Source organism: candidate division KSB1 bacterium (assembly GCA_034521575.1).
Taxonomy (GTDB): Bacteria; Zhuqueibacterota; Zhuqueibacteria; order Residuimicrobiales; family Krinioviventaceae; genus JAXHMJ01.
Genome location: JAXHMJ010000001.1, coordinates 324,370 through 350,195, shown reverse-complemented (window position 1 = coordinate 350,195; position 25,826 = coordinate 324,370). Strand labels below are relative to the sequence as shown.

Sequence of the window (25,826 nt, the reverse complement as noted above, 5' to 3'; positions counted from 1 at the left end):
ATTATATCCACCACTCACCTCCAATAACATTTGGCTGCCGAGTCTGCTCTGGATACCGACTCCAATTGGGACCATTGGTAAAAAGATCCGAGCCGCTGACGGCGATATCTTTGGTCGCGCCAAAACCACCATAAAAGAAAGGATTTAAATCCTCCAAAGAAAATGGAATGAAAAGCAATCTGTTATCGGCCATGAAGGTTTTTGTATTATAATCGCCAGGAGCGTTGAGTTCGGTGTATCCCACGCTGAGTTGACCTAAAAAAATGGGAGAAATGAGCTTGTATTGAAAATAGCCACGAGCCTGAATGACCCATTTGTCAGCGTTGCTATTATCTCCTGCGGCACCGCCCGCGGCAATGCCATAGCCCACACCGGGATTGACAAATTGTGCATTGGTTTGATTAAATCCGAAAAACAATAGAATCAACGTTGAAAATAATATTAGATGTTTCATGATAAAATTCCTTTCATCTTTTGGTTGGGTGTCCAATTTTCACAGTTGCACTGCATGACACTTGGGGTGAGCCGCAGCCCACTCCCATTTTTTTCTTCGGTTTTTGCAAAAGAATTTTTTGAGCCAGCTTTGCTTATGAATACAATAAATAACTTGAGCATATGATTCTTGACGAGTTCCTTGATTTTTCCCTTTACCTTATGAAACTTACCCTTTGCCTGGTCCTTCGTGCTGCTGTCTTTCATTGTGTTTTCCTCTTAAAATAGTGATTTCCGCATTGTGTACATTATCGATGTCAAGCTTAAGATTTGGCTCATTATAAAGGGATAGATCAAATTCAAAACGTCTTTACGCTCCTTGCCTTCGTGCTTACTTTACAATGATTTAATAACTCTCATGTTGGCCTTTGCTGCTTTTTCCTTGTAACAGTGACATGAACATTTTGTACACCTTAACCCTCGGCAATCAGAGGCCCCTGAAAGCGAGTGCGTGCCCAGATAAAAGCTAAATTTCTGATTAGCCATTTCTCAAAATCAGCCGTTTTATCAAATTGTTCAAAACGCCAATAGGACAGTTTGTAGGTTTGCTGTACCAGGCTTTCTGCTGTTTCTGTGCTTCCTGCCAATCTAATTGCTTGGCTGTACAATTTGTCCATGTGCTTTAGAGCAAGGTTCTCAAAAAGCCGGATTTCGTTGTCAGTCATTTTTCTCCTCTCCTTTTTTTTATTCCATTTTTATTGCTTTTTCCTGGATTTAATAACACAGTTGCTGTTTGCCCATCAGTTGGGCAAAACCAAAGCGATTCTCTCAAGATTCACCAACGCACCACTGTTCATAAAAATTACGGTTCCGCCCATTTTTAATACCTGTTCGATGATAAAATCCACCACATCATCGATCACTTCCCATATATTTACGTGATTTGAAATAATCAGCGAATGATCCGCTTTATGATGAATGCTGCCCTTTACATGATAATCTTCTTCCACGTACAAAGTGGAGCCGATCTTTTTTTCCGTAGACTGGCCCACGGCGTCAATTCCGGATACGACTTTTTTTGCCTTGGCTGCGGTTGCCAGATCATGCATCGCGTTTTTAGTTACGCCCGAGATTGCCTCTTTTACGATGGGCCATACAATCTTGCCCAAATCATGTAAAGACGTGGCGCTATAGTTGCCTTTAATCGTGCCGATAACTGCATCCCAATGCGTCGTCAAGACTATAAAAATGGCGAGGTTGCTCTTTTCACCGACTATCACCAATGGAAGTGGATCTTGTTGATAATAATGAGCAAAGTGCTGGTCCGTCTGGTTAAAAAATTCTCTCAGTTGGGTATTTTGGGAATCCGGGTTAGCGGCATCAATTGAAATTCCAAGTGGAAAATTCGTGTTTTGAATGTCAATGAGTTTATCTCGAAATCCCTCGAATAGCCTGCTCGTTTGATTGCTCAACAACAGGACATAATAATGAATGCTTGGTTGCATGGTATAATCTCTTATTTCGTTAAAAATTGATTATTTACTACGACGCCAATTTTTTCTTTGTATGGCACCAATTACATGCTAATCATATTCAGCCACAAAATCAATCGCCCAAAAGGTTGAAAAAGGAGCTAATTCTTTGGGATGATAAAGAGACAATTACGGGGTGGAAAATTCGTGTTTTGAATGTCAATGAGTTTATCTCGAAATCCCTCGAATAGCCTGCTCGTTTGATTGCTCAACGACAGGACATAATAATGAATGCTTGGTTGCATGGTATAATCTCTTATTTCGTTAAAAATTGATTATTTACTACGACGCCAATTTTTTCTTTGTATGGCGCCAATTACATGCTAATCATATTCAGCCACAAAACCAATCGCCCAAAAGGTTGAAAAAGGAGCTAATTCTTTGGGATGATAAAGAGACAATTACGGGTGAAGAAATATTTGACTTGAATTTCGTTATGCCGGAGAGACATATCTTTTGCGAGATTATGTTCAGAGCCCGCTCAATATGCTAAATACATACTGCAGCTACAATATTGCAACGGCACAGCTTATGAAGGGAAGCCATAAAATGATCCGGGCCTGTGTTCTGGTTTACAAGACCAAGGGAGGGGTTTTAAGTTTATTACAAACACGCTTGAATGTGTATGTCGGGCGGGATAGTTACAATAATTTCAGGAGTAAATCATTATCAGATTTATTGCTTGAGGGCAAATGCCGCTATCTGCAGGCGATTGTTAAGAGCGAGTTTTTCCAGAATATTGTGTACGTGGCTTTTGACGGTATAGGTGGCGATGTGGAGTGTGGCAGCGATTTCTTTGTTGCTCATGCCTTCCGCAATCAGATTCACCACTTCACGTTCTCGAGGCGTAAACCGGACAGAGTCGGCAGGTATGTCTTTGCCGCTCTTGACGGCTAAATCGATAATTTGTGTAAAGAGTGAATTGGTCAAAATCGGTGGAAGCACATTTTCACCCTTTATAACGGTCTTTATCGTTTCGATCCAATCGCTAAAAGGTGCGTTTTTAAGAATGAAACCGGATCCCCCGGCTTTGACAAATTCAACAATGTCAACATGATCGGGAATAATGTCCATGGCGATAATCTTTGCCGTGGGTAATTTATCCTGAAGCAGAGTCATCAGCTCCAGGCTGTTTACTTTTTCCAGTCCCAAATCCAACAGGACAACATTCGGGGGGAATCGCATATTCTTTAATTGTTCTATCGCGTCGCCATCTTCCGATCGCGCAACGACATCGAAATCATCATGCTCAGTGAGCATGGCAGCGATCCCTTCGCGCAGCAGGTTATTGTCTTCGATTAATAGAATTTGTGTTTTTTCCATGAAATCATTGTTCCTTTGGATGAAACGGCTCTGCAAAAATAACAAATTATTTTGAATTTACACAATAGAAAATTAAAATGCAATAATCAAGACAGCGGTGTCTGGTTGCTGCAATAAGAGCAGCCACCAGAATTCATTATATTCATATGAGTGCTAAAATTTAGTTTGGGTGCGCCATTCACCTGACCGATCCGGAAAATGAACATCCCTTTGATGAGGTCGGAACGGCTGTGCTTAATTTTTGAGTCCGGACGCTTTTCTACATTGGCAATTGTTATATTGACCTTGCCAATTTCTTCGGTCATGCGCTCATTGACTTTGCCAATTTCTGTAGTCAAGCGATGCTCAAACTTTTCCTCAACAAACGTCAGCATCTCTTGTTCTTCTTTATTCACATTTATCGAGTTAATGAGACTTGGCCTTTTTCTCCCAGCTTTTCTCTTGACGGTTTTTCAACTACAGAAATTTTTGACATTGTACCCTCCTTTTAATTCAAAACACACATCAATTTAATGATATTTCAGGTAAATGCAAGAAAAAAGTAAAGTCTGAAAGTCGAATGATCTTAAAAACCGAGTGTCTCCGGGCTGCATTCCGCCAGAGACAGACTGGCGGAACGATGGAATAAGGCTTTCAATAATACGATTTCAGCACACAGCGGCAGACGTTGATCCGGGAACGACAGTTTGTAGCTTTGCATTTTTTATCCCCTGTCCGGGTATTTACCTTATTTTTGTCTTTGCAAGCTTAGGTGCCGCAAGACAACGAAGGCATTACCTTATTAACTTATTTTTAATAACGTTACCGGTACTTTTCAGAAAGATTTATTTAAAAAAGGCAAACAAAATCCCCAATAATGCCCCCACCTGACCGATCCAAAAAATAAACATCCATTTGATGAGGTCGGCGCGGGTCTTGCTATTTTCCGCAGTAATTCGCTCATTAACTTTGCCAATCTCTTCTGTCATGCGCTCATTAACCTTGCCGATTTCTTCCGTCAGGCGCTCATTGACTTTGGAACTTTCTGTGGTGATACGTTCGTTGACCTTGGATATTTCTTCTGTCAACCGCCGTTCAAATTTTTCTTCCACAAACTCCAGCATCTCGTGTTTCCGCTGTTCAACACTTTGATTCACAAGACGAAGCAAACTTTCCGATGCGTCTTCGCCCAATTTTTCACGCAATGGTTTTTCTACAGTCAAAGCAGGCATTTCACCCTCCATTTTGATTTTAAAACATACATCAAGTTAAGGATATTTCACATAAATGCAAGAGAAAAAGCATCATCCTGCAGTTGTAGAATATATAGAAAAAGAGTGAGAACGGCACATTACCGGGAAAAAGGCTGGATCCTGCCGCTCCCATTTGTCGCACAGCAGGCGAGCTGTACGACAAAGAGCATAGCGGGCTGCAACGCCGATGCGATCCAGGTGTCCAATATTGGAATTATAATTTCCATTTTTGAAGCAGAAATGGAATTATTGTTTCCATTTTTAGATATTTTATGTATATTGTAGAAAAATAACAGGTGACGGCATGAAATATATTACCAGGCATTTTTCCCCGTCCGAACAATCCTATTTTCTGTTCGGCCCGCGCGGAACCGGCAAGTCCACGTTTTTAAAGCATCATTATCAAAATGCGCTGTGGATTGACTTGTTGATGGCTGATGTGTATCGGACGTTGTCGGCGTTTCCCGAACGTCTCAAAGAACGGGTCGAAGGCAATCCGGATAAAGATATCATCATCATCGATGAGATTCAGAAAATCCCGGATTTACTGGGCGTTGTGCATGCGCTGGTGGAACAGCACAACGACAAACAATTTATCCTGACCGGCTCCAGCGCCCGCAAGCTCAAACGAAGCGGCGTAAATTTGTTAGCGGGACGCCTGCATTATTACACCATGCATCCTTTTATGCTTTCCGAAGATGTGGATTCGTCTTTTGATGAGGCGCTCGATCGCGGATTGGTGCCGGTTGTGGCCAAAAACGCTGATCCGCGTGCGACGTTGGATGCGTATGTTTCGCTTTATGTGCAGGAAGAGGTGCAGCAGGAAGGGCTTGTCAGGAATATCGGCGCCTTTCACCGTTTTCTCGAATCGATCAGCTTTTCTCACGGTGCGCAGCTCAATATCAGCAATGTTGCCCGCGAGGCGCAAATCGAGCGCAAAGTCGTCGAGGGCTATATTCATATTCTGCAGGATATTTTATTGGCCTATCGAATTCCGGTGTTCACCAAAAAAGCCAAACGGGCGGTTGTTTCGCATCCCAAATTATTTTTGTACGATTGCGGTGTCTTCCGTACGCTGCGTCCCAGGGGGCCGTTGGATAGACCGGAGGAAATATCCGGGGCGGCGCTGGAAGGGCTCGTGGCGCAGCATTTAAAAGCGTTTCTTGCCTATGGCGCTGAAAAAAATGATCTGTTTTATTGGCGAACCCAACGCGGTGTTGAGGTTGATTTTATTCTTTATGGAGAAAGCGGCATAACGGCTATTGAGGTCAAAAATGCCAAACAGGTGCGTCACCAGGATTTAAAAGGGTTAAAAGCCTTTCGCACGGATTATCCCCGGGCACAATGCATTTTATTGTATCGGGGCGATGAGAAATTGTTGATCAGTGACGTGCATTGTTTGCCGGTTGCTGCGTTTTTGCGAAAACTGTCTCCGGGAAAATCGATTGACGAGGCGTTTTGATGTTGCAAATGATAAAACCCCGCGGTCTTTATGACCGCGGGGTTTTGGAGTTTGCTTTATGGAAGAACATTCTTACCTAAATATAATACAGAGTCAAGTGGAAATGAATCCTTAATCCAACCGATAAGTATATCAAAGCATCAAGATTGACCTTTGTAGAATCTGCATCAAAAGACAAGGCACCAGAAAAAACATCAGGATGCGGCTGCAAAAGAATCTTGACATGATCACCGGGATTCACATCGGTTGTATCAGAAAAATAATGATCAGCGGTTGTGTATGATCCGGGGGCCGCTCCGGCAGGGTTTTGCCAGGCCTTTGCCGGCACGGCCCGGAACCGGCGCCATGACATGGCCGTTGAGCGCATGTCCGCTTTTGGAAATGCGTTTGACAATCGAGCGGTGATGCTGTTGAAAGCGGACAAAATAGACGCCGCTGGGCTGGTTGGACAGATTCAGGGAAAAAGACCGGGATCGCGTCTGATCGCTGATCACGGTTCTGCCGAGAATATCGTAGACCGTCATCTGCACCGGCTCGGAGCGGTTGAATTCAAATCGAAACGCTCCGGCTGAGGGATTCGGGTACACGCGAGAAACATTGAAGGGGATCGTCGGGTTTTCAATGTCCTGAACATGGGTGAGATCAAACCGGAAAGAGCCGTCCGCGTTCACCGGTGTGGTCTGGCTGGTTTCGCCGTCCTGGTAAATCACAGTAGCGGCCGGGACGGGGTCTCGGTTCAATTCGTTCAGGACGGTGCCGTCGAGGGTCTGGGCAGCAGTCGTGCCGGTCAGCACGGCCGCGGTGATGAGTGTGAAAAGCGTCCGGAGCTTGAAGGACTGATTGTTATCTGTCATGAAACACCTGTGATTGTCGTGTGTTTGGTTGTCAGCGGGGTCTGGATATCCCCTTGCTTATAATTTAAACAAATTGTGGGGAAAGGCAAGAAAAAGGCTGTTATTGGAGTGAAATATCCGAAAGCTTTCACGGACTCGCGTCAAGGCAGAAATCGCATATACCGGTCCTCGTCGTACAATTCCAAAATGCGATACAAACATAGGGGGCTTGAGCCCTCTTTCGTCTTTGAGCTCACGGACGGTCTCCGCCTGCCGGCTGATTCATTCGTGGGCGGTTGGCCCGAATGGCAATCCTGTGCCGTATCCGCACACCGCTCCGGCGTCAATCAGCCGAAAGGGTTGCCCCTCCCATTTGTCGCACAGCAGCCAAGCTGTACGACAAAGAACATAGCGGGCTGCGCGGCAGCATCGCGGATGCTAAACTCCATATGCCACCCTCGTCGTACAATTCCAAAATGCGATACAAACATAGGGTGAGCCCACGGACGGTCTCCGCCTGCCGGCTGATTCATTTGTGGGCGGTTGGGCCTGGTGGCAATTCTGTGCCGTATCCGCACACCGCCCCGAATATCCGTGCATTGTATCTGAATTGTAAATAAGGTTGTGATGGGCGCGGTCTCTGGCTACTAAGGTTGACCCCGTAAAATAAAGTTTTCAATAATACGATTTCAGCACACAGCGGCAGATGTTGATCCGATAACGACAGTTTGTAGCTTTGCATTTTTTATCCCCTGTCCGGGTATTTTACCTTATTTTTATCTTTGCAAGCTTAGGTGCCGCAAGATAACAAAGGCATTACCTTATTACCTTATTTTATAACATGTTAAACGTTGTTGGCCATTTTCAAACGAGTTTATTTGAAAAACGCAAACAACAACCCCATAATCGCCCCGATTTGACCGATCCAGAAAGTAAACATCCATTTGATGAGGTCGGCGCGGGTGTCAGATATTTGATTTTTAACACCGGCAATCTCTTCCGTCATGCGCTCATTAACTTTGCCAATCTCTTCTGTCATGCGCTCATTGACTTTGGAACTTTCTGTGGTGATACGTTCGTTGACCTTGGATATTTCTTCTGTCAACCGTCGCTCAAATTTTTCTTCCACAAACTCCAACATCTCGTGTTTCCGCTGTTCAACACTTTGATTCACAAGACGAAGCAAACTTTCCGATGCGTCTTCGCCCAATTTTTCACGCAATGGTTTTTCTACAGTTAATATAGGCATATTACCCTCCTTGTTTATGGTAAACAAAAAATAATTTAATGATATTTCAGGTAAATGCAAGGAAAAAGTAAAGCCTGAAAGTCGAATAAACTTTAAAACCGAGTGTCCGGCCTGCGGTTCATTAGTGGACTGGCGACACGAGGCACAGGTCCGACTCGTAACGTTCACACAAGCGGTTCGAACTGCTGTCTGCGCTGCCGGGGTGTTTGTTTGGAGGTGGAACCTCTGTTTATCCTGCGTGCCGGTGTGGAACTCCGACGCGATCCGGGACAACAGCGGTCTTTAACCAGGTTGCTGCACCTCCCATTTGTCGCACAGCAGGAGTGCTGTATGACAAAAAATGAAATGCGTTTCAATATAATGTTTATTTTACTTGACATTTGTTAATTATTTTCATACTCTGATATCCTTCCATTGATCGGTTACGTCATCCTTGCTGCTGTGCACATTTATGCATTATTTTTTATATTTTGGCATTTTCGCCTGTACAAACAGGCATCAGTGTTCAGAATCGTGGTACTGATCCTCGGGATTGTTTCGTTATTATCATTCGGCGCCGAAAAAGTCATGATCGACGAAAAGCAGACGGCGGATTTGAAACGCGCCAGATTTAACAGTTGGTTGCTGACTCTGCCGTTGATGCTGTTCATATTTATCCTGCAGCTCCAAAATCTCGACGGACCGTTAAGCATTCACTGGCTGCCGATTTATATATTCAGTTCTCTGATCTTGTTCTCGGGATTCAGTTTGCTGTATTACAAGCGGGGATAATAAACGCTGCAAATATGAAAATGTCCGTATCCCGATCAGAAGAAACAAAGATACCGGGATACGGACATTGGAGCAACTCGCAAAGCGGTCTTGACATTATATTCAGATATTCAGATTGCCCTTATCGGGGCCAGTCATCCGTGCGGAACGATGACGCGGGCAGACCTTTTTCATTAAACAGAATGGCATCGCTGGTGTTATCCCAGGCATAACGCGCCGCCAGCGGCGTGTCAATGTCCGGATGCGAAACAACCAGGAAATTGCCGTTGATCTCAACCTCGGCAGGTCGAAACACACTGTCTGCTCCGGCAATTTCGAAATGAGTCTGCGGGTCCGCGGTCAGTTTCAAGCCGCCATCCACATAATCAAACGAACAAACGATTTTATCATCCCGAAGCGTCATATTCTGATAAAGCGGGCCGGACACATACACATCCCGGTTATAATCCCGGTTCAGCGCCCAGCGCGCCAGACGTGCACCGACATCCTGTTTATTGGCCGGATGAATATTTTGCGGATTGCCGATATCCAGAGTCACCGCCATGCCCGTATGGGGCAGTTTCAGCGCCTGCATTTGCGCTTCACGCAAGCGCTGTGATTCAGTCTGAGCCCCGTAATCATACGGGGCGATCTGTACAAAATAGAACGGAAAATCCCCGATTCCCCAGTTCTGCCGCCAGTGCGGATCATCTGCGGAAAGAGTTGAGCATATTGATCCGGATTACCGGTATTGGATTCACCCTGATACCAGATGGCGCCCTTGATGCGATAGGGCGTCAGGGGTGCAATCATGCCGTTGTACAGCATAGACGGCGTATGCGGACCCACCACAAACGGCAAATCCGGTTTGCTGTAAAAGTCAGGTGGATTGACATCAAACAGATAAAAGGTGTTACCGCGAAATTCTGCCGTCGGCAGGAAAGCCCAGTCACCTGAAAGCGGCAAAGCAATTTCCGGCTGGTCCTTTGGAAACAATTTCATCTGTTTGGGCTCACCGTAAATGCCGCCTCCGCCGCCCGTATCAATCACACGCACCGCGATCACATTCGAGCCCGTCTTGACCTGTTCTGCGGACACGTGATAAGTCCGGTTCACCTGCCAGGCGCCGTTCTGTTGAAGTCTGCCGATCTCTGTACCGTTAAAAAATGTGGCATCCATATCATCAACCGGACCGAGCTGCAGAGTCAGTTCTCTGTCTTTCCATGCTTTGGGGATATCGATACTGCGACGGAACCAGACGACACCGTCAAAGGCTCCGATCTCTGTATCTTCCCACGTTTGCGGCAGTTCCATAGTATTACACTGCGAATCATCAAATTCAGGATCGGCGACAACCGTCTGGCCAAAATCAAGCTGGGCCCAGAATTTATCCAAATCACGGTTGGGCACTTTGATTGTTTCTTTCTCTTCCAGCCATCTGTTATAGGCTTTGATTTTTTCATCCCCTTCCTGCAGAGCATCCAGAACCTTGAGAAATTCACCGGTTTCTCTCAAGGCTTCGGCATCCATCCAGGCCTGCACGGGGGTACCGCCCCAGCTTGAATGCAGCAGTCCGATCGGAACATCGAGTTGCTGATACAGATTCAGGGCGAAAAAATAAGCGGTTGCGCTGAACGCAAAAGCGGTCTCCGGCGTACAGGGTTTCCAGCTGCCGGATATCTCGTTTTTCGGCTGCATGGCTACTGAGCGGGCAGCCATAAACATACGAATGCGCGGATAATCCGCTGAACGGATTTCCCGGGCTGAATGGCGCACCGTATCCGCAGGCGGCCAGCCGGCAAGCGGCATTTCCATATTGGACTGTCCCGAGCAGAGCCAGACTTCGCCGAGCATCACATCCTGAATCCGGATCGTATCGTTGAACGCACTGATCGTCAAGGTAAACGGGCCGTCGGCTTGAACCGTCTCAAGCTCAACAAACCAGTGACCATCCTGATCCGCCCGGGTTTCCGCTGTTTCACCCCACTCTGACTTTACGACCACAGCCGTTCCGGGTTCCGCTGTCCCCCAGACCGGCACAGCAGTCTGCTGCTGCAGCACCATATGGTCGGAAAACAAGGGAGATAAATCCAAAGCTTGTGCAGATACAACAGTGAAAAACATGATTAATAACAGGCATTTCATAGCAACCACCTTGATGAATAATGATAAAAGTTAATGGGGACAGTGTACTGAAAATTCATTAAAGAAACAACACCGGCTTTTTATGCAAAAGCCGGTGTTTCACCTTACTTATAACTCCAGATCAGTTTCCACAAGCTTTGTCGTGGCTGTGCCGCCGCCCATCATGGCAGGCAGCTGACTGGTGGATTTGATCAAAAGATGCGGTTCCTTTTTTGTTACATACAGTGTCTGTTTTTCAGTGCCGTCCTCTTTATCGATTTCAACCACCAGGCATTCAAACTCACCAGCCGGCACAGTTACGGTTTGCGTACCGTTAATGCTTAAAATTCGTTTTTCAGCCTGCTGACGCAGCAGATTAAACATGGAAAATTGCGCCTGGTAATCGGTTGCAAGTGACATGCCCATGGCTGTAACATCAATGCTGCCCAATAGCTTCTCGGACACATCCACATTGATCTCGCGTTCGCGTCCGCCCATCTGCATGGATCCCGTCACACTGTTTTCATTATATTGCGTTTCAATACGGACCCGGGGCTGATTGACAATATGTTTGAGCGGCGCCAGATCGGTTGCAGCCAGATAAAACGAATCGACCGATGTTCCCTGCGGGGACTGTGCTTTATTGATCACCAGCCAGACGTCATTACCCTTGTATTTCGACTCGAGAACATTGCGCGTGACATCCATATTGATTTCCCGGCCCTGGGTTTCCAGCAGCTGTTCATAGCTTGCGGTAAAGGATGTCAGAATGCTGCCGTTCACATGCGGGAACCCCGCACCCTGGGAGACAAACGAGGTATCCGGCATGGCCACGCTGTCAATATCCACCTTGAGTTCATTCCAGCGTTCTTCAATCTCGGGGTCAACCGCCTTTTGATAGCGTCCGCCCAACTGTTCAGCGAGGAATTTTTCGATTGCCACCGCAACCACCAGACGATTATCCTGCTGTCGGAATCCGTGTCCCTCATTGGGCGCGACAAGATAGCTCATATCCAGGCCTTTTTCGCGTCCGGCCACCACAATCTGGTCCGATTCCTGTTTTTTCACGCGCGGATCATTGGCGCCTTGAATGACCAGCACCGGATCATCGATATTTTCCGCATGAAACAGCGGTGACTGCTGTTTGAGCTGTTTTCTGCCTTGCGAAGTATTGGGATCCCCGACGCGTTTGTAAAACATCTTTTTGATGGGTTCCCAGTAGGGAGGCAAGGAATTTAGCAGGGTCAAAAGATTAGACGGGCCCACATAGGAAATTCCCGCGTTGTATAATTCAGGAGTAAAAGTCAGACCGGCCAGGGTGGCATAGCCGCCGTAGGATCCGCCGAAAATGGCTATTTGATCCGGATGCGCATACCCTTTGTCTATCAGATCTTGACCGCATCCGAGATATCATGCTGCATCGAACCGGTGCCCCATTCTTTATTACCGGCATTCAGAAATTCTTTTCCATAACCGGCGGAACCGCGAAAATTCGGCTGCATGACTGCATAACCACGATTGGCCAGAAACTGGGCATAGGCATCGAATCCCCAGCTGTCACGCCCCCAGGGGCCGCCATGAATCAGCATGACAGTCGCCAGTTTCTCGGGCTCAACACCGCGCGGCAGGGTCAGATAGGCAGGGATTTCCATACCGTCCCGGGCTTTATAACGCAAAGCTTTCATGTGAGCCAAATGATCACTTTTGAGTTCAGGACGTGAATGATAAAGCAATTCAAGGTCTTTTTTGTCCCGGTCATACAAATACACCGAGCCCGGATTCACATCACTGGACAACCCCACCAGCACATAACGCATATCTTCACTGGCGGCGCGCACGGACAGTTCTCCATCGGGCAGATTTGATTTTAAAAACTCTATATCCTTTTCAAACTCTTTGGTTTTGGGATAAATGCGTTTTCGGTCACCCGTATACATGGTCGCAATCAGTTCCTCTGTGCGATTATCAAACAAGGCGCTGCCGAAATCCACTTTGCGTTCGGGATCGTACTCTACCAGTTCAGTCTCGCCGGTTTGCGGGTCCAGCAGGCAAAGTCGGGTCAGATCGACATTATCGCCTTTATTGGTCACAAAATATGCGCGCTCACCATCCTTGTGAAAGCGTACGCTATAGCAAGTTTCTTCAAAACCGACTTTGTAAATGCGTTCAAAGGCATCGCCGTCGAACTTTAGGATTTCCGTCCCCCCATCCTCGGTCTGCCGGGAAGCCAGTCTGAAGCTCCCCGTTCAGATCGAACGTAAAACCGGCAATCTGTTGTGTATTTTCAAATTCCTGTTCTTTCTCACCGGTAGAAATGCTCACCCGGTAAACATCATGATAAGAAGGATCCCGGTCATTCAATCCAACAATGATTTTATCCGGCGTATTTTCAGGAACTGAATAAATATAAGCGCGGACATCTTCCATTGGAGTCAGATCTTTGGCGGACGGAACACCGGTTTCAGGTTCAGGTTCAGCCCTCGGATCAACCGCGTAGACATGGTAATTTTCATTGCCGCCTTTGTCCTGTACATACAGGATATACCGGCTGTCCTGGCTCCAAAAGTATCCGGATACAGGACGATCATCTGCTGTGACCGGCAGGGCTTTTTCAAACGCTTCTCCACGTTTTTTTACATAAATATTTCTAACCTCTTTGTAAGGCTTTAGGAATGAAACATACTCTCCGTCCGGGGATATCTGAGCGCCGGCGATCTGTGGATCCCCAAAAAACAGATCCCGTTCGATCAGCGGTGGCAGGTTATCGAGATACTCCAGTTCGCCGGCCAACAAAACATTGGATACCAATAACAGGGTCAATACAAGAAAAAACCCCGATTGCTTCAAGAATGAATGCATGTGCTTCCTCCTTTGGTTAAATGTTATAATGTACAGGGATATTTTACCCCCAAATGCCATAATATTATTCGAACAAAAAAACGTTTAAATCTCTTCCTGTATCTCTTTAATATACCCCATATTCTCATATTTATTCAAGTTTCGGTGAAAAAGATAATATTTGCGTTTTAGGCGATTTATTTATAGTTTGCCGGTGTATCCTTATAGAATGCCATACGCCTGCAATAGAGACGCACTGTCCGGCAATCAGTTTCAAATAAATATGTTCATACAACAAAAGGTAAACCCATGAAACGCCTGTTCCTCATATTGATGTTCTCAGGGGTATTGACCGCTCAAGGATTCGCTGCCTCGCTGTTACTGGAAACGGAACGTTTTGATCCCGGAGGCTGGGTAGTCGATCCGCAGTTTGTTGAGCAGATGGGATCGCCGTATCTGCTGGCTCACGGCCTGGGACGTCCGGTTGAAAACGCTGCGATGCAATTCAAGGTTGCCAAGGCCGGTGTTTATCATATCTGGGCCCGAACCCTGAACTGGGTCCCGGGCTCCTGGGACGCACCCGGACGCTTCCGGGTGATTGTGGACGGGCGCGAACTGGATATGGACCTGGGCACGCGCGAAACCTGGGGATGGCAGTACGTTGGCACTGCCCGATTGAATCAATCTCAACACCTGATCGAATTGAGAGATTTAACCGGATTTGAAGGCCGCTGTGACGCACTTTATCTGAGCCGGAATAAAAAAGCCCCGCCCGATTCGGGAGACTCTCTGAGATACTGGCGGGCAGCCCGACTCGGAGAATCCTCGAATCAGATTGAAACCGAAACGTTTGATCTGGTTGTGACCGGCGGCGGCATTGCCGGCTGCGCTGCGGCGGTTGCAGCAGCCCAACAGGGTTTGCAAGTAGCGCTGATCCACGACAGACCTGTACTCGGCGGCAATGCGAGCAGTGAAATCCGGGTGCATACACTCGGCCTGACCTGGCGCTATGATGATATTCTTAAACATCTCAACACCAGCCACTACCCGAATGGTTCACCGCAAGCACAACAAGCCGATGAGAAACGCATGCAGTATATGCGCTCATTCCCGAATATTGCCCTGTTTCTAAATTGGCGTGCCTTTACGACAAAAAGCGATGACAGCCGCATTATTCACACGGATGCCCGGCACACACATTCCGGGAAGCGGCGTCGTTTCAAAGCCCCGCTGTTTGCGGACTGTACCGGAGACGGCTGGATCGGTTATTGGTCCGGCGCAGAATACATGTACGGCCGCGAAGATTCGTCCCGCTTTCACGAGCGCTGGCCGCAACACGACGAGCTATGGAGTCCCGCCGAATCGGACAACAGGGTCATGGGATCATCCCTATTGTGGCGTTCAATAGAAAACGAAACAGCCTCAAAATTTTTGTCCGTGCCCTGGGCTATGCCTGTTGCCGGAGATCATGCGGCGGTGAACGGAGAGTGGTACTGGGAATTTTCCCGTGACGATCTGCATCAGATCAGAGACGCAGAAAAAATACGCGATCATATGTTCCGGGCTATCTACGGGTCCTTTTACAACGCCAAACAACTCCCGGAGAACGCCAATCGAGAACTGGAATGGATATCCTATCTGCTGGGGAAACGCGAATCGCGACGTCTCAAAGGCGATTACATTTACACATTCAATGATATGCGCAAAAGCCGCACATTTCCCGACGCTGTGGTCAGAGAAAAACGCGACATAGATGTACACTACCAAAACATTCTTCTGGACCCGACTCGCCCCGATTTTTTATCCACTGCGTTATTCTATCCGGTGGAATTCTATTACGTGCCGTACCGGTGTCTGTATTCAAAAAACATTGAGAATCTTTTTATGGCCGGACGCTGTTTCAGCGGCTCACATATCGGTTTAGGCGGTCCGCGAGTCATGAACACAACCGGTCAGATGGGAGCAGCGGTGGGATACGCGGCCTCTCTGTGCGTAAAACATAAAACCGTACCGCGGCAAATATATGAACAGCATCTGCAGGAATTGTTGGATCTTATCAACCCGCAAAAGTAGGCATCAAAGTGAAGGGGGTTATGATTCGATTTATTGCAAAAAGTCTATTGTTGCGGCGGGATTTAATAGAAAATCAGGAGTATTGAGAACAATACTCCTGTTCGATTCAAATCAGGTATTAGGCGTCTGTTTTTTTGAAGGTTTGGACGGGGGCTCCTCCTCTTCATGAGACGGACGAATCGCCTTTTCCGCTTTCTCAAGGGCCTCTGCCGTTCTGGTACGCAGATTTCCAACCTGTTCCTTCAAATCCGCATAGTCCCCGCCTGATCGCCGATAAGCTAAAATGGCAAAAACAAGTGCGACAACCGCAATGATAAAATTAATAACGTGCATGAATCCTCCTGTCAGTTTATGAAAAGTTCCTGTTTCCTGTTATAACAACATCACATCACCTTTTTCATCCACAACATGAGTAAAAACCGTCATTTCAACATTTTTTTTCAAAACGGCCAAAAACAAGCCCCGCCACTCAATGCACATGTCCATGCGATTTTTCTTCATCCGTCGGTTCCCGAACACTCTCGATACTTACATCAAAATGCAGCCGTTCACCTGCCAGCTCATGATTACCGTCAACCGTCACTGTATCATCCTGAATACTCACAACTTTGATAGGAAGCGCGCCCTGTTCAGTCTGGGCCTGAAACCGCATCCCGACTTGCAGATCATCCACCCCTGAAAAGCGCTTTTTGGAACCTGCTGAATCAACTCTTCCCGGCGTTGACCATAGCCTTCATCCGGTTCGACTGTTACATCAACCGTGTCGCCTTCTGTCTTGCCGTCCAGGGCTTTTTCCAAACCATTTATAATATTACCTTTACCCTGCAAAAACTCGAGGGGCTCCCGTCCCTCGGAAGAATCCAGAACATCACCTGAATCGTTTTTTAATGTATAGTGTATACCAACTACTTTATTTTCTTTTACTTGCATAAACTTCCTTTCTTTGGTTAAAAAGTTGACTGTCAATCCTATAGATACTGACAATAGATCATTCTGCCGGAATCCGATCGATGATTATCAGTAATTTTTACGGAAACAAACGCCCCTTAAATAATAATAAAAATCATATCCAAATACAAGGGATATTTCTGATCTGTAACAACAGCACGAATTGAGCAGCTTTTTTTCTGAACAATCCGCGCTGTATCACTGTGATTATCTATTGAGGCTGCGTGGCTTCCGCTCTGTCTTTCAGCTCTTCGAGGGTCGTTTGTAGATTTTGCAGCGCATCCGCAGCCTGTCTGAACTGTTTATCAGCATTTTTTTGCAAATAATCATTAAATTCCTGATTGGCCTGTTGAACCAGTTCCTCAAAAGAAGCGGTCAATGCGGTTTCTGCGCCCGGCCCGGTCTCCGGAGACACCTCCTGAAACAATCCGCGAAGCGCTTTTTCAAATGTTTCCGCATAGCTGAGATTGTCGTTGTGCATCACCGCCACCAGCCGCAGTTCCGGATAGGCTGCCGTTTCCGCCTTGAGGTAAATGGGCTCCACATAAATCAAGGTTTCTTTCAACGGAATGGCCAGCACATTACCGCGAATCACACTGGAACCGCGCTGGTCCCACAAACTGAGCTGTCCGGACAGATAACTATCCTGATCAATTTTGGTTTCAACCTGCTGGGGACCGAGGACACGTTTTTCTTTCGGGAATTTATAGGACAAAAAGCGCCCGTAATTTTCACCGTCACAAAGTCCGGCAATCCAGCCAATCATCACCTGCCGGTTCTTTGGCGTAAACGGCAAAATGAGTGAATACTCGGGTATATCCGAACCCGGCGGCTCCCACATAATGTAATAAGGTTCCACCGGCTGAACGCGGTTGTAATATTTTTCCGTGGCCCGCACCCAAAGATCTTCCTGATTGTAAAAAACCGTAGGATCGGTCATATGGTACTTTGCGTAAACCAGTCCCTGAATCAGCAGCATATCCGCCGGATAACGGATGTGCTGATCCAGATTTGACGGCATCTCTTGCCGGGGCGAAAACAGGTCCGGGAAAATATTGCGCCAAACCTGCAGCACGGGATCCTCTTCATCGAACACATAGAAATCGACAGAACCATGATAGGCATCAACAACCACTTTAACAGAGTTGCGAATATAGTTGGCGCCTCTAAACTGATCATCGACCGGAGATGGCATCATCCGGGTATTGCGTCCGCCTGTCGATGTCAGATATTCTGTATTGGCAAATTTTTCACTGTAGGGGTAACGCTCCGAAGTGGTATAGGCATCGATAATCCAGTACAGCCTGCCGTTATCCGCCAATACGATATACGGATCTTTATCAAGCTTTAGAAACGGAGCCAGAGTCTGCACACGTTCCCGAATATTACGGTGAAACATCATCCGACTTTTAGCATTCGGATAGGACGACAGAAACAAACGTGTCCCGTCGAATTTCCAGCCAAACAGGAATTTCCGCCAGGCATTTTTGAACGGGACCCCGCCTTTACCTGAGTAATGGGTATATTTGTTTTCTTCTCCGCTTGGAAAATCAAACTCGGCTTCCTCGGAATTGACAACAACATGTGATGAGGATAATTCACCGTAATAAATACGCGGCTGTTTGACGTCAAGCTCTGGATATTTACTTTTAGGCGGAATATCCTGGATCAATAAATTGGGCAATCCTTCAGTCGTAAAATCGCTTACGGTTGTCAGCGTAATCCCGTTCCCATGCGTGTATTTGAATCGTCGATTGACAAACGTCTGACTTTGTTGCGGCAGGTTATTGACTTGCAGCTCTCTTGCCGACACCATAACCTGTTTATACTGGTCCTGGAATCGATAGCGGTCTATATCCACATCAAAAAATTCGTAATAAAGACGAATTTCCTGAAACTGCTTGTAAACCGCATCCAGCGCACGGTAATCCCACAATCGGATATTATCGAACAGATCCTGATCTTCCTGAACCATATTCTGCGTAAACTGTTCATCTGCGGGGAATTCACGTTCTTCTACTTTTTCCAGATCAAAAGCTTTTCTCGTATATTCAATATTATTCTCAATAAAAGGCCGTTCAAACGTAATTTCATTGGGTTCCACCCGCAACCATTGTAAAAGTCCCGGCGCCGCGGTTAATACGAATGAACCAGATACCTATGGCGAGAACCCCCACGGCCACCAATGCGTTCACCGGGTCATACCCGGTATTCTGACGTTTAAAAACAATCCGGCGCATCCGCTGCCTCAGAGAGGGTAAAAGTACGGTCACTCCCAACACAGCAGTTAAAATAATAGATACAATATATCCCGGAAGCCGGATATTGACATCGGTCCAGCCCGGCCCGGTAACCACACCAGGTCGAATACAAAAGTTCATAACGGTTGAGGAATTTACCTGCAGCCAGCATAAAAAGAATGGCTGCCGCATTAACATACAGCCAATTGACCATTTTTTTCCTGACCTCGACAGAAAAGGAGCGCACTTCCACTTGCATGCTGTTCTCATTCAAACGCACAAACAATGCACCCAGCAGCGTAGCCAGTGATAGAAACAGGATCAAAAGAATAAACCGGTAAAAACTAACCAGGAACGGCAGGACAAACATATAAAACCCGGCATCCTGACCCAGTACGGGATCTGCAACACCGGTTGACACTCGATTCATGAATTTTAGAATAACCAGCCAGTTGGAAAAGCCCCACAATGCTCCTATCACAGCACCCGCTCCCCTGGAAAACCAGCGTAAAAGACGGTTTTCTCCGGGAAGTGACAGTGTGAAAATAAACAAGAGTCCCCAGCCGATAAAAGCAGCGGCAGCCGCAAATCCCACTTTTGCCAGCAACTCGGTCCAGATCCGCTCTCCGTACCCGATCTGCTGAAACCAGAGTATTTCACCCCATAAATCAAGTATTGAAAAAAACACAATCGTGATCACAGCCAATGCACCACCGAGTACAGCAAGGGAAATGGTTTTTGTTTTGATCCCTTTGAACAGGATGAATGCAGATACCGCCAGCAGCAAAAACAACAGGGCAATATACATTAGAGTCCTCCACGTCAGTAAGTATAAAAACTATAGGGTTTTAGAAATAGCCTTCTATTATTGTAACACTTTGGAAATAGAAAAATTTCCAAGTCCGCTCTTGGATAAAAGCCCGCTTGCCCTAGCAAACGATAATTTCTTTAATATTAAGCTTGATTTTTTCCAATCTGTATTGTAGTTTGAATACAACCGACAATCCACTCGTGATCTATATTGCCCCCGTATCGAATGAACGTTACAGAATACATTTATCCGACTGCAAAAAGCGTTAAAAAATAAATCGCCGTTTAATTTCATATTGGAGGTGTTTGATATGCGTTTTTTTATTCTCACACTTTTTTTTCTGTTGGTCGTGACGACATATCAATTACAGGCGGCTGATCCCGTACTGGATTTGATCGAACAAGGCAAAAACGCTTACCAGCAGAAAGATTTCAAGCAAGCCCATGATCTTTTACAGCAAGCCCTGGGTAAAATTAATGAAAAGCTCAGTGCTTCATTTAAACCGTTTCTGCCAGAGGCGCCTGCCGGCTGGACAGGCGAGGAAGCGGACTCCCGTTCCATGTCATTTTCCGCGCCTGACGGCAATGTGCGGGTGACAGAGGCAAAGCAAAGGTTTGTGAATGATGCCGGCACGCAAACGGTACAGGTTACCATTACCAATACGCCGGAAATACTTAAACCCTACCAGCAAATGGCGCAGGCGATGCAGGCCCCGATGATGAAAGAAATGATGGATCAACAGGGAGTTGTGAAAACAGAAAACAGAGCCGGCTGGTATATCATAGTGGAGGAAACCAGCTCGGATACTTTTAAACTCACAGCGGTTCACGAAAAAGTGGTGGTTGTCATTTCGGGCGCTGACAGTGAAGAAACCTCTCGTAAGTTTCTAAGGAATATAGATCTGAGGAAACTCGCCAGGCATACCTGAGTTGCCGGTGTAACAAAAAACTGGTTTTCGCGTAACATTTAATGTCAAAATAAATCGAATTATCCATTCTATCCACTCTCTATCGACTATGCGAGTCTGTATCTTTTATCAAGACACCTGTGGACAAAATATGCGGAATGCTACTGCGCTGCTGGCTTCGGACCGAGACGGCAAAGCCGGTACGTATTTAGCCAGACATTTAAACCGTTTGATTGCCACAAAGCAGAAAATGATCATGCTTCCGGACTGCATGCGTCGGCAACACCATAGCGGCTTGATGAAATTCTGAATCCTGCCCCTGTGTCCGCTTAACTGCCGCCCGCCGTATCAAGAATCGAACGTATGCGCATTAAAAGTTCAGAGATCTGATATGGTTTTTGAAGCAGGTCTTCCTGAATATCGACTTTGAATTCATCACGCAGCTGATCGCGGCTGTATCCACTGGTGTACAGCACCTGGACTCCGGGGCGCACGGTGCGTACCTTGCGCAGCACTTCCCGGCCATCCAGTCCGGGCATCAAAACATCCATGATCAAAATATGGACACGGTCGATATTGCGCTTGAACTCGTCCCAGGCATCATTGCCATTTTTTGCACTGATCACATGATAGCCATTGGATTGCAGCAATTTCTCGACAAGCTGACGAAGAAGCTTGTTGTCTTCAGCATCACAGAATGGTATCGGTTCCCTTGACATCCTTCATTTTAAACTCTTTGGCTTTTAATTTTGCAGCATTATTTTTTTTCGCCGGGAGATAAATATTTAAATTATCACCGCTGTTTTGTTCGCCACACACTCGCATAAACCCTCCATTCTGCTTGATAAGCGTATAAATGGCAGCAAGCCCAGTATCCAGCTCTTTGGCGGCTTGTTCCGAAAACAGTGTGTTGACAAGCCGGTCAGGCAGCATTTTATTGCCGGCTTTGTCTACAAGCATAATACTCAACATCATAAAAGGTTCGGAAAGCACAGCTGGATTCACCTGGCACATCTCCGTGAAATCAGCCATTTTTAGAGATATATTCAGGCGATAATCCTGATGTTCGTGATTCTGAGAATTCAGACAAATGGACAAAAGAACCTGTTCAATCTGCAGCGGATCCGCAAAAACCGGATATTCGATCGGTTCCTTTTTAATTTCGACCAGACCATTCTCCCCCAACAAAGAGTTTAATCCGGGAGAAAGACATTCGATCAGATAGGATAAATAAAATTCGGTACCGTTGACATCTGTGAACCCCCCCACTCTGCCGTATTCACGGACCAGCGTAACCGCACGTTCAGTAGCCTTTATCATAGAATCCAGATATTCCATTCTCTGATTGGGCTTGCGACTGTTGTCCTTCATCAAAGAGGTATATCCAAAGATAATATGGAAAAGATTATTAAATTCCTGAGTGACATGTCCCGCAAACCGGCTGATCATATCCATATTCGACAAGGCTCTTCCCTGCACTTCCTGCTGTTTTTGTCGACTGACATCCTGAAGAGCGCCATATTTTTTAACCGGATTTCCATCCTGGTCATAGATATATCGGCCAAATTCCATGCAATGTTTAATTTTATCACTTTCTAAAAACACCCGGAAAGAACACTGATAAAAAGAGAGACGACGCTTTACCACTTCGTGATGCACAGCGAGATAATTATCGCGGTCCTCATCATGAACATAATCGTAAAATTGTTCAAAAGTCAAAGGATCGGACATGGAATGCACCTGCAGTATGCGGAACATACCTTCAGACCAGTTGATCTTGTTTTCCAGCATGTCATATTCGAAATATCCCAGTTTGGCCAGGAACTGCATTGAGCTCCAGCGATCATCCAGAGAATCCGCGGACTGTACCCGGGTTGATGTGCTCGGATCATCGATTTGAACGCCGAGGATATGAGAGGGTTCTCCGTTTTGATCCCGACCTACAATAAACGCTTTGACATAAATCCAGGTCCAGTCCCCGCCTTTGCTGCGCAGCAGAGCGCTAAATTCCAGTTTGTCGTCACGCTTATAATGATCAATCTGATGCTTGATACTTTCCCGCATGGTCGGATGTATCAGCTGAATCCAGGCATGGTAAGAGGAATTTAATTCATCCGGTTCGTATCCCAGCATACTTTTCAGATTTGAGCTATAATACGCCTGATTGGTATAAATATCCCATTCAAACATGGTACTGCGTTTAATATCATATTCAATATCGCCTGTGTCATTATTGCGCCGGGAATGATCAAGATGCGAACCGGCTACCGGCATGATCATTAAATGCCCGGACATGATCAACGGGTGCCCGTTCTGATCAATTTTCACAACTTTACCGCGGCGAACCACCCAAACCCAGTCTCCATATTCCATACGAAGCCGATACTCTGACCAGCGCATCACACCGATTTCGAACGCAGTCTGGATGTCATTCTGAGCCCGGTTAACATCATCAGGATGAATTCGATTCTCCCATTCGTGCGGTGATATATCAGTATCGGAATCGTTTTTTCCCAAAAATTGCCAAAAAGACGGCTCGCAATGAATCGTATGACCGGATATGTGCCACTCCCACAGCAAATCCGACAAAGCCCCTGGTATGCTATCGTCTCTGTTTTTGTCTTCAGGTTTCGCCGGTACAGCAGCCGCGGCAGGTTCCTGTTGAACAGGGGATATTTTTTGCTTGCGTATATTACGAATTTCCTGGATCTGAAAATTAACCGTTTGATATAGAGTCTCCATGAATTCCAGCATTTGTGCATGCGAAACCGTGAAAACTGATTCACCATTCCCATCTATGGGCACAATACTGTACCTGGGACCCGGTTTATAGGCGCCGTGACTACTGGCCAGCGCTGCTTGTATCTTTTTAACAAACAACTGTTCATTCAACGGCTGGGGTAAAAAATAGTCTGCATTGGAAGACAGTACATCATAAAAATCAATTTCATGAATAGAGCCGTACAAGATCACCGGAATATTGTTTCCGGGGGACAGGGATTTTATTTGACGGCTCAGGTGAATTCCATCCATATTGGGCAAACTGATATGACTGATGACCAAAGAAGGAGGGTTATTTTCAATGACGGAAAATGCCTCATTGCTGTCGTAACAGACCTGATGAGAAATACTGTGTTTATTCAACAGACGCTCAAGACACATAATTTGAGGACGACTGTCCTCCACCAGCAGTATATCATAACGGGATTCACGTTCTAAGCAATGCTCCAATTCTTTGATCAGAGCCTCGGTCCCGTGGCTTTTGGATACACAGCTGTCAAACACATGTTCCGCCTCGGTCAGCAATTCATCATCATTTGACAAGGTAAAGCAGATGACCGGGATATGTCTGAACCGATTGTCTGTCTTTACGGCCTGACAAAACTGAACGCCTCCCATGGATGGCAGCATTAGATCACAAATGATCCCGTCAGTGCGCTGCGTTTCCAGATATTCCATACCGCCCGGCACATCGGAAAACAACACTGGATTGTAACCTGCCTTTTGTAGCTTGTTTCGAATCAACAGCTGCTGAGCAGAGCTGTTTTCAATAATCAGGATTGTCCGCTCCAAATCATTCATACGCTATTTACAAATTCCTTTAATCGTTTAACGGTCATTCCATCCATTTCCGGAATAACAGTTTGGTCATCCAACTGATTCAGCATTTTACGCACCACATGAATCAATTTTACCACCAGTTCATTCTTGTTCCGAGTTTTATAAATAAATGACAACCCCATATACGCCGGCAGATATTGGGAATCCTGAGCAATCGCACGCTGAAACGAAAGAATGGCTGCATCCGAGTCACCTCGTTCCTGTTGTATAATAGCTCGCTGATAATGGCAAGAAGGATTGAACCAGTCATGCTGAACCGCCTCATCACACCATTGCATGGCCTCATTGATTCGATTCATCCCTTGGGCACATTTTGACATCAACAGACAGTCCCCGGCGGAAAGGTTTCCATTTTCCTGATTTAATAGAGAGTAAGCCTTTTCAAACTGACCCAGCTGGTAAAATTTTTCCGGGATCGAAATCAAATGCTCCTTCAGCACATCGTCCGGAGTGCCGTGTTTGTGTTTCACAGTAACTATGTTGTATTCAGGTGCCTGTATCTTTTTTTGACGCTGTTTCTGGAACAGAGTCACTCCATCAAAAGATACTGCTTTAAAGCCGGAATGATGCACCAATCCGGTCTCGCAGCGCCCTACCACAAGCCAGCCATTCGGCTTTAGTGATTTCCAAAACTTTTCCAGAATTACAGATATCGCCTGGGGAGTCATATATGAAAGAACATTGCGGCAAAACAAAAAATGCACCTCACCGGTATCCTGTTGTACATCCGGATATGAATCATCAAGCAGATTCAATTGCTTGAATTTGACTTTGCTCCGGATTGATTCTTTGAGACGATAAGACCCGTTTTTTTGTTGAAGGAAATAATGTCCCATCAACCAGGACAAGGAATTTCGGAACGACCAGCTTTTATACAACCCCTGACGTGCAGTTACCAGAAACTCGTGGTTAATGTCCGTGCCCAGCAGGGTCAAGTTAGCTTGATAAAATGCCGGATAATAACGATCCAGCAAAATGGCAATGGAATACGGTTCCTGGCCGCAGCTGCAGCCCGCAGACCAAATGCGGATTTTTTTACCGCTTGGAGCGGCTTTCTGTATCATCGGACCGGTCCATTTAAACACAGCATGCAGATATTCACTTTCGCGAAAAAAATATGATTCTCCATTTGTCAACTCGTAAACCAGGAGATTAAGCTGCCCGTAATTAATCCGGTTTTGCAAAAGATCATTAATATAGCTGCCAACCGAACGATATCCCTGAGATTCAGACATACGGTTCATGATCTTGTAAAGATCAGCATACTCGTCCTCATTGAAACTCATCCCAATCCGCTGTTCTATCAAATCAATCAACGGCTTTAGAACAGGCAAAAGGATATTTGATCTCGGCAGCACGTTTTCTCCATTCAGTCAGTAGTCATACACTAATTTCGCATAAAAACAGAGCCGGAATAAAAGCATCCAACGATAAATCGGCAATTATTGCGC

General features: G+C 46.1%; 27 protein-coding genes and 1 pseudogene. 5 read left to right on the top strand and 23 right to left on the bottom strand.

Annotated elements, in window-relative coordinates:
• Window position 1: 1 nt before the first annotated feature.
• From U5R06_01585 to U5R06_01550, 8 genes are all read right to left on the bottom strand, one after another.
• Window positions 2-454 (bottom strand): hypothetical protein, encoded by a 453-nt coding sequence (locus U5R06_01585; protein MDZ7721531.1) that lies wholly within the window; start codon window positions 452-454, stop codon window positions 2-4.
• Window positions 451-699: a hypothetical protein gene (locus tag U5R06_01580; protein ID MDZ7721530.1), complete on the bottom strand. Its 249-nt coding sequence runs from the start codon at window positions 697-699 to the stop codon at window positions 451-453. The genes U5R06_01585 and U5R06_01580 overlap by 4 nt, the downstream gene beginning before the upstream one ends.
• A 206-nt stretch (window positions 700-905) precedes the next feature.
• Window positions 906-1,157 (bottom strand): hypothetical protein, encoded by a 252-nt coding sequence (locus U5R06_01575; protein ID MDZ7721529.1) that lies wholly within the window; start codon window positions 1,155-1,157, stop codon window positions 906-908.
• A 75-nt stretch (window positions 1,158-1,232) separates the two neighbouring features.
• Window positions 1,233-1,937: a hypothetical protein gene (locus U5R06_01570; protein ID MDZ7721528.1), complete on the bottom strand. Its 705-nt coding sequence runs from the start codon at window positions 1,935-1,937 to the stop codon at window positions 1,233-1,235.
• A 702-nt stretch (window positions 1,938-2,639) separates the two neighbouring features.
• Window positions 2,640-3,287: a response regulator transcription factor gene (locus tag U5R06_01565; GenBank protein ID MDZ7721527.1), complete on the bottom strand. Its 648-nt coding sequence runs from the start codon at window positions 3,285-3,287 to the stop codon at window positions 2,640-2,642.
• Window positions 3,288-3,373: 86 nt separating this feature from the next.
• Entirely contained in the window at window positions 3,374-3,682 is a 309-nt protein-coding gene (locus tag U5R06_01560; protein ID MDZ7721526.1) for a hypothetical protein, read from the bottom strand.
• 170 nt (window positions 3,683-3,852) lie between these two features.
• Entirely contained in the window at window positions 3,853-3,987 is a 135-nt protein-coding gene (locus tag U5R06_01555) for a hypothetical protein (GenBank protein ID MDZ7721525.1), read from the bottom strand.
• 124 nt (window positions 3,988-4,111) lie between these two features.
• The gene (locus tag U5R06_01550) at window positions 4,112-4,498 is read right to left on the bottom strand and encodes a hypothetical protein (GenBank protein ID MDZ7721524.1); all 387 of its coding nucleotides are present in this window, start codon (window positions 4,496-4,498) and stop codon (window positions 4,112-4,114) included.
• 325 nt (window positions 4,499-4,823) lie between these two features.
• Between U5R06_01550 and U5R06_01545 the strand changes: the two genes are divergently transcribed.
• Entirely contained in the window at window positions 4,824-5,981 is a 1,158-nt protein-coding gene (locus U5R06_01545) for an AAA family ATPase (GenBank protein MDZ7721523.1), read from the top strand.
• A 266-nt stretch (window positions 5,982-6,247) separates the two neighbouring features.
• Here the strand turns inward: U5R06_01545 and U5R06_01540 are convergent, their stop codons facing one another.
• Together U5R06_01540 and U5R06_01535 are read right to left on the bottom strand one after the other, a co-directional pair.
• Complete coding sequence (locus tag U5R06_01540; protein ID MDZ7721522.1) at window positions 6,248-6,835, bottom strand: T9SS type A sorting domain-containing protein; 588 nt, start codon at window positions 6,833-6,835, stop codon at window positions 6,248-6,250.
• A gap of 853 nt (window positions 6,836-7,688) precedes the next feature.
• Window positions 7,689-8,063: a hypothetical protein gene (locus U5R06_01535; protein MDZ7721521.1), complete on the bottom strand. Its 375-nt coding sequence runs from the start codon at window positions 8,061-8,063 to the stop codon at window positions 7,689-7,691.
• Window positions 8,064-8,564: 501 nt separating this feature from the next.
• Between U5R06_01535 and U5R06_01530 the strand changes: the two genes are divergently transcribed.
• On the top strand, window positions 8,565-8,834 hold the full coding sequence (locus tag U5R06_01530; GenBank protein MDZ7721520.1) for a hypothetical protein: 270 nt from the start codon (window positions 8,565-8,567) through the stop codon (window positions 8,832-8,834).
• 121 nt (window positions 8,835-8,955) lie between these two features.
• Here the strand turns inward: U5R06_01530 and U5R06_01525 are convergent, their stop codons facing one another.
• The 5 genes from U5R06_01525 to U5R06_01505 all read right to left on the bottom strand — a co-directional run bounded on the left by U5R06_01525 (window position 8,956) and on the right by U5R06_01505 (window position 13,796).
• Entirely contained in the window at window positions 8,956-9,423 is a 468-nt protein-coding gene (locus U5R06_01525; GenBank protein MDZ7721519.1) for a hypothetical protein, read from the bottom strand.
• Entirely contained in the window at window positions 9,396-10,958 is a 1,563-nt protein-coding gene (locus U5R06_01520) for a glycosyl hydrolase family 2 (protein ID MDZ7721518.1), read from the bottom strand. Before U5R06_01520 ends, U5R06_01525 begins: the two co-directional genes overlap by 28 nt.
• Before the next feature lie 108 nt (window positions 10,959-11,066).
• A complete protein-coding gene (locus U5R06_01515; protein MDZ7721517.1) occupies window positions 11,067-12,287 on the bottom strand; it encodes a prolyl oligopeptidase family serine peptidase in 1,221 nt (406 codons plus the stop codon).
• A 35-nt stretch (window positions 12,288-12,322) separates the two neighbouring features.
• The gene (locus tag U5R06_01510; protein MDZ7721516.1) at window positions 12,323-13,027 is read right to left on the bottom strand and encodes a prolyl oligopeptidase family serine peptidase; all 705 of its coding nucleotides are present in this window, start codon (window positions 13,025-13,027) and stop codon (window positions 12,323-12,325) included.
• A gap of 76 nt (window positions 13,028-13,103) precedes the next feature.
• Window positions 13,104-13,796 carry a hypothetical protein gene (locus tag U5R06_01505; protein MDZ7721515.1) on the bottom strand — a complete coding sequence of 231 codons (693 nt, stop codon included), beginning with the start codon at window positions 13,794-13,796 and terminating at the stop codon, window positions 13,104-13,106.
• Window positions 13,797-14,084: 288 nt separating this feature from the next.
• Between U5R06_01505 and U5R06_01500 the strand changes: the two genes are divergently transcribed.
• Window positions 14,085-15,848 carry an FAD-dependent oxidoreductase gene (locus tag U5R06_01500; GenBank protein MDZ7721514.1) on the top strand — a complete coding sequence of 588 codons (1,764 nt, stop codon included), beginning with the start codon at window positions 14,085-14,087 and terminating at the stop codon, window positions 15,846-15,848.
• Window positions 15,849-15,959: 111 nt separating this feature from the next.
• Here U5R06_01500 and U5R06_01495 read toward each other — a convergent pair whose 3' ends face one another.
• The 5 genes and pseudogenes from U5R06_01495 to U5R06_01475 all read right to left on the bottom strand — a co-directional run bounded on the left by U5R06_01495 (window position 15,960) and on the right by U5R06_01475 (window position 19,844).
• The gene (locus U5R06_01495) at window positions 15,960-16,181 is read right to left on the bottom strand and encodes a hypothetical protein (protein ID MDZ7721513.1); all 222 of its coding nucleotides are present in this window, start codon (window positions 16,179-16,181) and stop codon (window positions 15,960-15,962) included.
• Window positions 16,182-16,317: 136 nt separating this feature from the next.
• Window positions 16,318-16,778 (bottom strand): annotated as a pseudogene (locus tag U5R06_01490) (peptidylprolyl isomerase).
• 229 nt (window positions 16,779-17,007) lie between these two features.
• Entirely contained in the window at window positions 17,008-18,900 is a 1,893-nt protein-coding gene (locus U5R06_01485) for a UPF0182 family protein (GenBank protein MDZ7721512.1), read from the bottom strand.
• Window positions 18,887-19,036, bottom strand: coding sequence for a hypothetical protein (locus tag U5R06_01480; protein ID MDZ7721511.1), 150 nt, complete (start codon window positions 19,034-19,036; stop codon window positions 18,887-18,889). The genes U5R06_01485 and U5R06_01480 overlap by 14 nt, the downstream gene beginning before the upstream one ends.
• Window positions 19,017-19,844: a UPF0182 family protein gene (locus U5R06_01475; protein MDZ7721510.1), complete on the bottom strand. Its 828-nt coding sequence runs from the start codon at window positions 19,842-19,844 to the stop codon at window positions 19,017-19,019. The genes U5R06_01480 and U5R06_01475 overlap by 20 nt, the downstream gene beginning before the upstream one ends.
• 313 nt (window positions 19,845-20,157) lie before the next feature.
• Between U5R06_01475 and U5R06_01470 the strand changes: the two genes are divergently transcribed.
• Together U5R06_01470 and U5R06_01465 are read left to right on the top strand one after the other, a co-directional pair.
• Window positions 20,158-20,775: a hypothetical protein gene (locus U5R06_01470; protein ID MDZ7721509.1), complete on the top strand. Its 618-nt coding sequence runs from the start codon at window positions 20,158-20,160 to the stop codon at window positions 20,773-20,775.
• A gap of 130 nt (window positions 20,776-20,905) precedes the next feature.
• Entirely contained in the window at window positions 20,906-21,064 is a 159-nt protein-coding gene (locus U5R06_01465) for a hypothetical protein (protein ID MDZ7721508.1), read from the top strand.
• A gap of 19 nt (window positions 21,065-21,083) precedes the next feature.
• Here U5R06_01465 and U5R06_01460 read toward each other — a convergent pair whose 3' ends face one another.
• Genes U5R06_01460 through U5R06_01450 form a run of 3 tightly spaced genes read right to left on the bottom strand, consistent with a single transcriptional unit; the run spans window position 21,084 to window position 25,733 of the window.
• Window positions 21,084-21,473, bottom strand: coding sequence for a response regulator (locus tag U5R06_01460; GenBank protein ID MDZ7721507.1), 390 nt, complete (start codon window positions 21,471-21,473; stop codon window positions 21,084-21,086).
• Window positions 21,445-24,336, bottom strand: coding sequence for a PAS domain-containing protein (locus U5R06_01455; protein ID MDZ7721506.1), 2,892 nt, complete (start codon window positions 24,334-24,336; stop codon window positions 21,445-21,447). Before U5R06_01455 ends, U5R06_01460 begins: the two co-directional genes overlap by 29 nt.
• The gene (locus tag U5R06_01450) at window positions 24,333-25,733 is read right to left on the bottom strand and encodes a CheR family methyltransferase (protein ID MDZ7721505.1); all 1,401 of its coding nucleotides are present in this window, start codon (window positions 25,731-25,733) and stop codon (window positions 24,333-24,335) included. Before U5R06_01450 ends, U5R06_01455 begins: the two co-directional genes overlap by 4 nt.
• Window positions 25,734-25,826 lie beyond the last annotated feature (93 nt).

Bases quoted from the DNA above. Each gene is read 5' to 3' on its own strand.
- U5R06_01455 (MDZ7721506.1), bottom strand. From the start codon at position 24,336: ATGAATGATTTGGAGCGGACAATCCTGATTATTGAAAACAGCTCTGCT.
- U5R06_01585 (MDZ7721531.1), bottom strand. From the start codon at position 454: ATGAAACATCTAATATTATTTTCAACGTTGATTCTATTGTTTTTCGGA.
- U5R06_01565 (MDZ7721527.1), bottom strand. From the start codon at position 3,287: ATGGAAAAAACACAAATTCTATTAATCGAAGACAATAACCTGCTGCGC.
- U5R06_01575 (MDZ7721529.1), bottom strand. From the start codon at position 1,157: ATGACTGACAACGAAATCCGGCTTTTTGAGAACCTTGCTCTAAAGCAC.
- U5R06_01470 (MDZ7721509.1), top strand. From the start codon at position 20,158: ATGCGTTTTTTTATTCTCACACTTTTTTTTCTGTTGGTCGTGACGACA.
- U5R06_01520 (MDZ7721518.1), bottom strand. From the start codon at position 10,958: ATGAAATGCCTGTTATTAATCATGTTTTTCACTGTTGTATCTGCACAA.
- U5R06_01535 (MDZ7721521.1), bottom strand. From the start codon at position 8,063: ATGCCTATATTAACTGTAGAAAAACCATTGCGTGAAAAATTGGGCGAA.
- U5R06_01505 (MDZ7721515.1), bottom strand. From the start codon at position 13,796: ATGCATTCATTCTTGAAGCAATCGGGGTTTTTTCTTGTATTGACCCTG.
- U5R06_01550 (MDZ7721524.1), bottom strand. From the start codon at position 4,498: ATGCCTGCTTTGACTGTAGAAAAACCATTGCGTGAAAAATTGGGCGAA.
- U5R06_01545 (MDZ7721523.1), top strand. From the start codon at position 4,824: ATGAAATATATTACCAGGCATTTTTCCCCGTCCGAACAATCCTATTTT.
- U5R06_01475 (MDZ7721510.1), bottom strand. From the start codon at position 19,844: ATGTATATTGCCCTGTTGTTTTTGCTGCTGGCGGTATCTGCATTCATC.
- U5R06_01540 (MDZ7721522.1), bottom strand. From the start codon at position 6,835: ATGACAGATAACAATCAGTCCTTCAAGCTCCGGACGCTTTTCACACTC.
- U5R06_01500 (MDZ7721514.1), top strand. From the start codon at position 14,085: ATGAAACGCCTGTTCCTCATATTGATGTTCTCAGGGGTATTGACCGCT.
- U5R06_01480 (MDZ7721511.1), bottom strand. From the start codon at position 19,036: ATGCGCCGGATTGTTTTTAAACGTCAGAATACCGGGTATGACCCGGTG.
- U5R06_01465 (MDZ7721508.1), top strand. From the start codon at position 20,906: ATGCGGAATGCTACTGCGCTGCTGGCTTCGGACCGAGACGGCAAAGCC.
- U5R06_01570 (MDZ7721528.1), bottom strand. From the start codon at position 1,937: ATGCAACCAAGCATTCATTATTATGTCCTGTTGTTGAGCAATCAAACG.
- U5R06_01580 (MDZ7721530.1), bottom strand. From the start codon at position 699: ATGAAAGACAGCAGCACGAAGGACCAGGCAAAGGGTAAGTTTCATAAG.
- U5R06_01495 (MDZ7721513.1), bottom strand. From the start codon at position 16,181: ATGCACGTTATTAATTTTATCATTGCGGTTGTCGCACTTGTTTTTGCC.
- U5R06_01555 (MDZ7721525.1), bottom strand. From the start codon at position 3,987: ATGCAAAGCTACAAACTGTCGTTCCCGGATCAACGTCTGCCGCTGTGT.
- U5R06_01460 (MDZ7721507.1), bottom strand. From the start codon at position 21,473: ATGTCAAGGGAACCGATACCATTCTGTGATGCTGAAGACAACAAGCTT.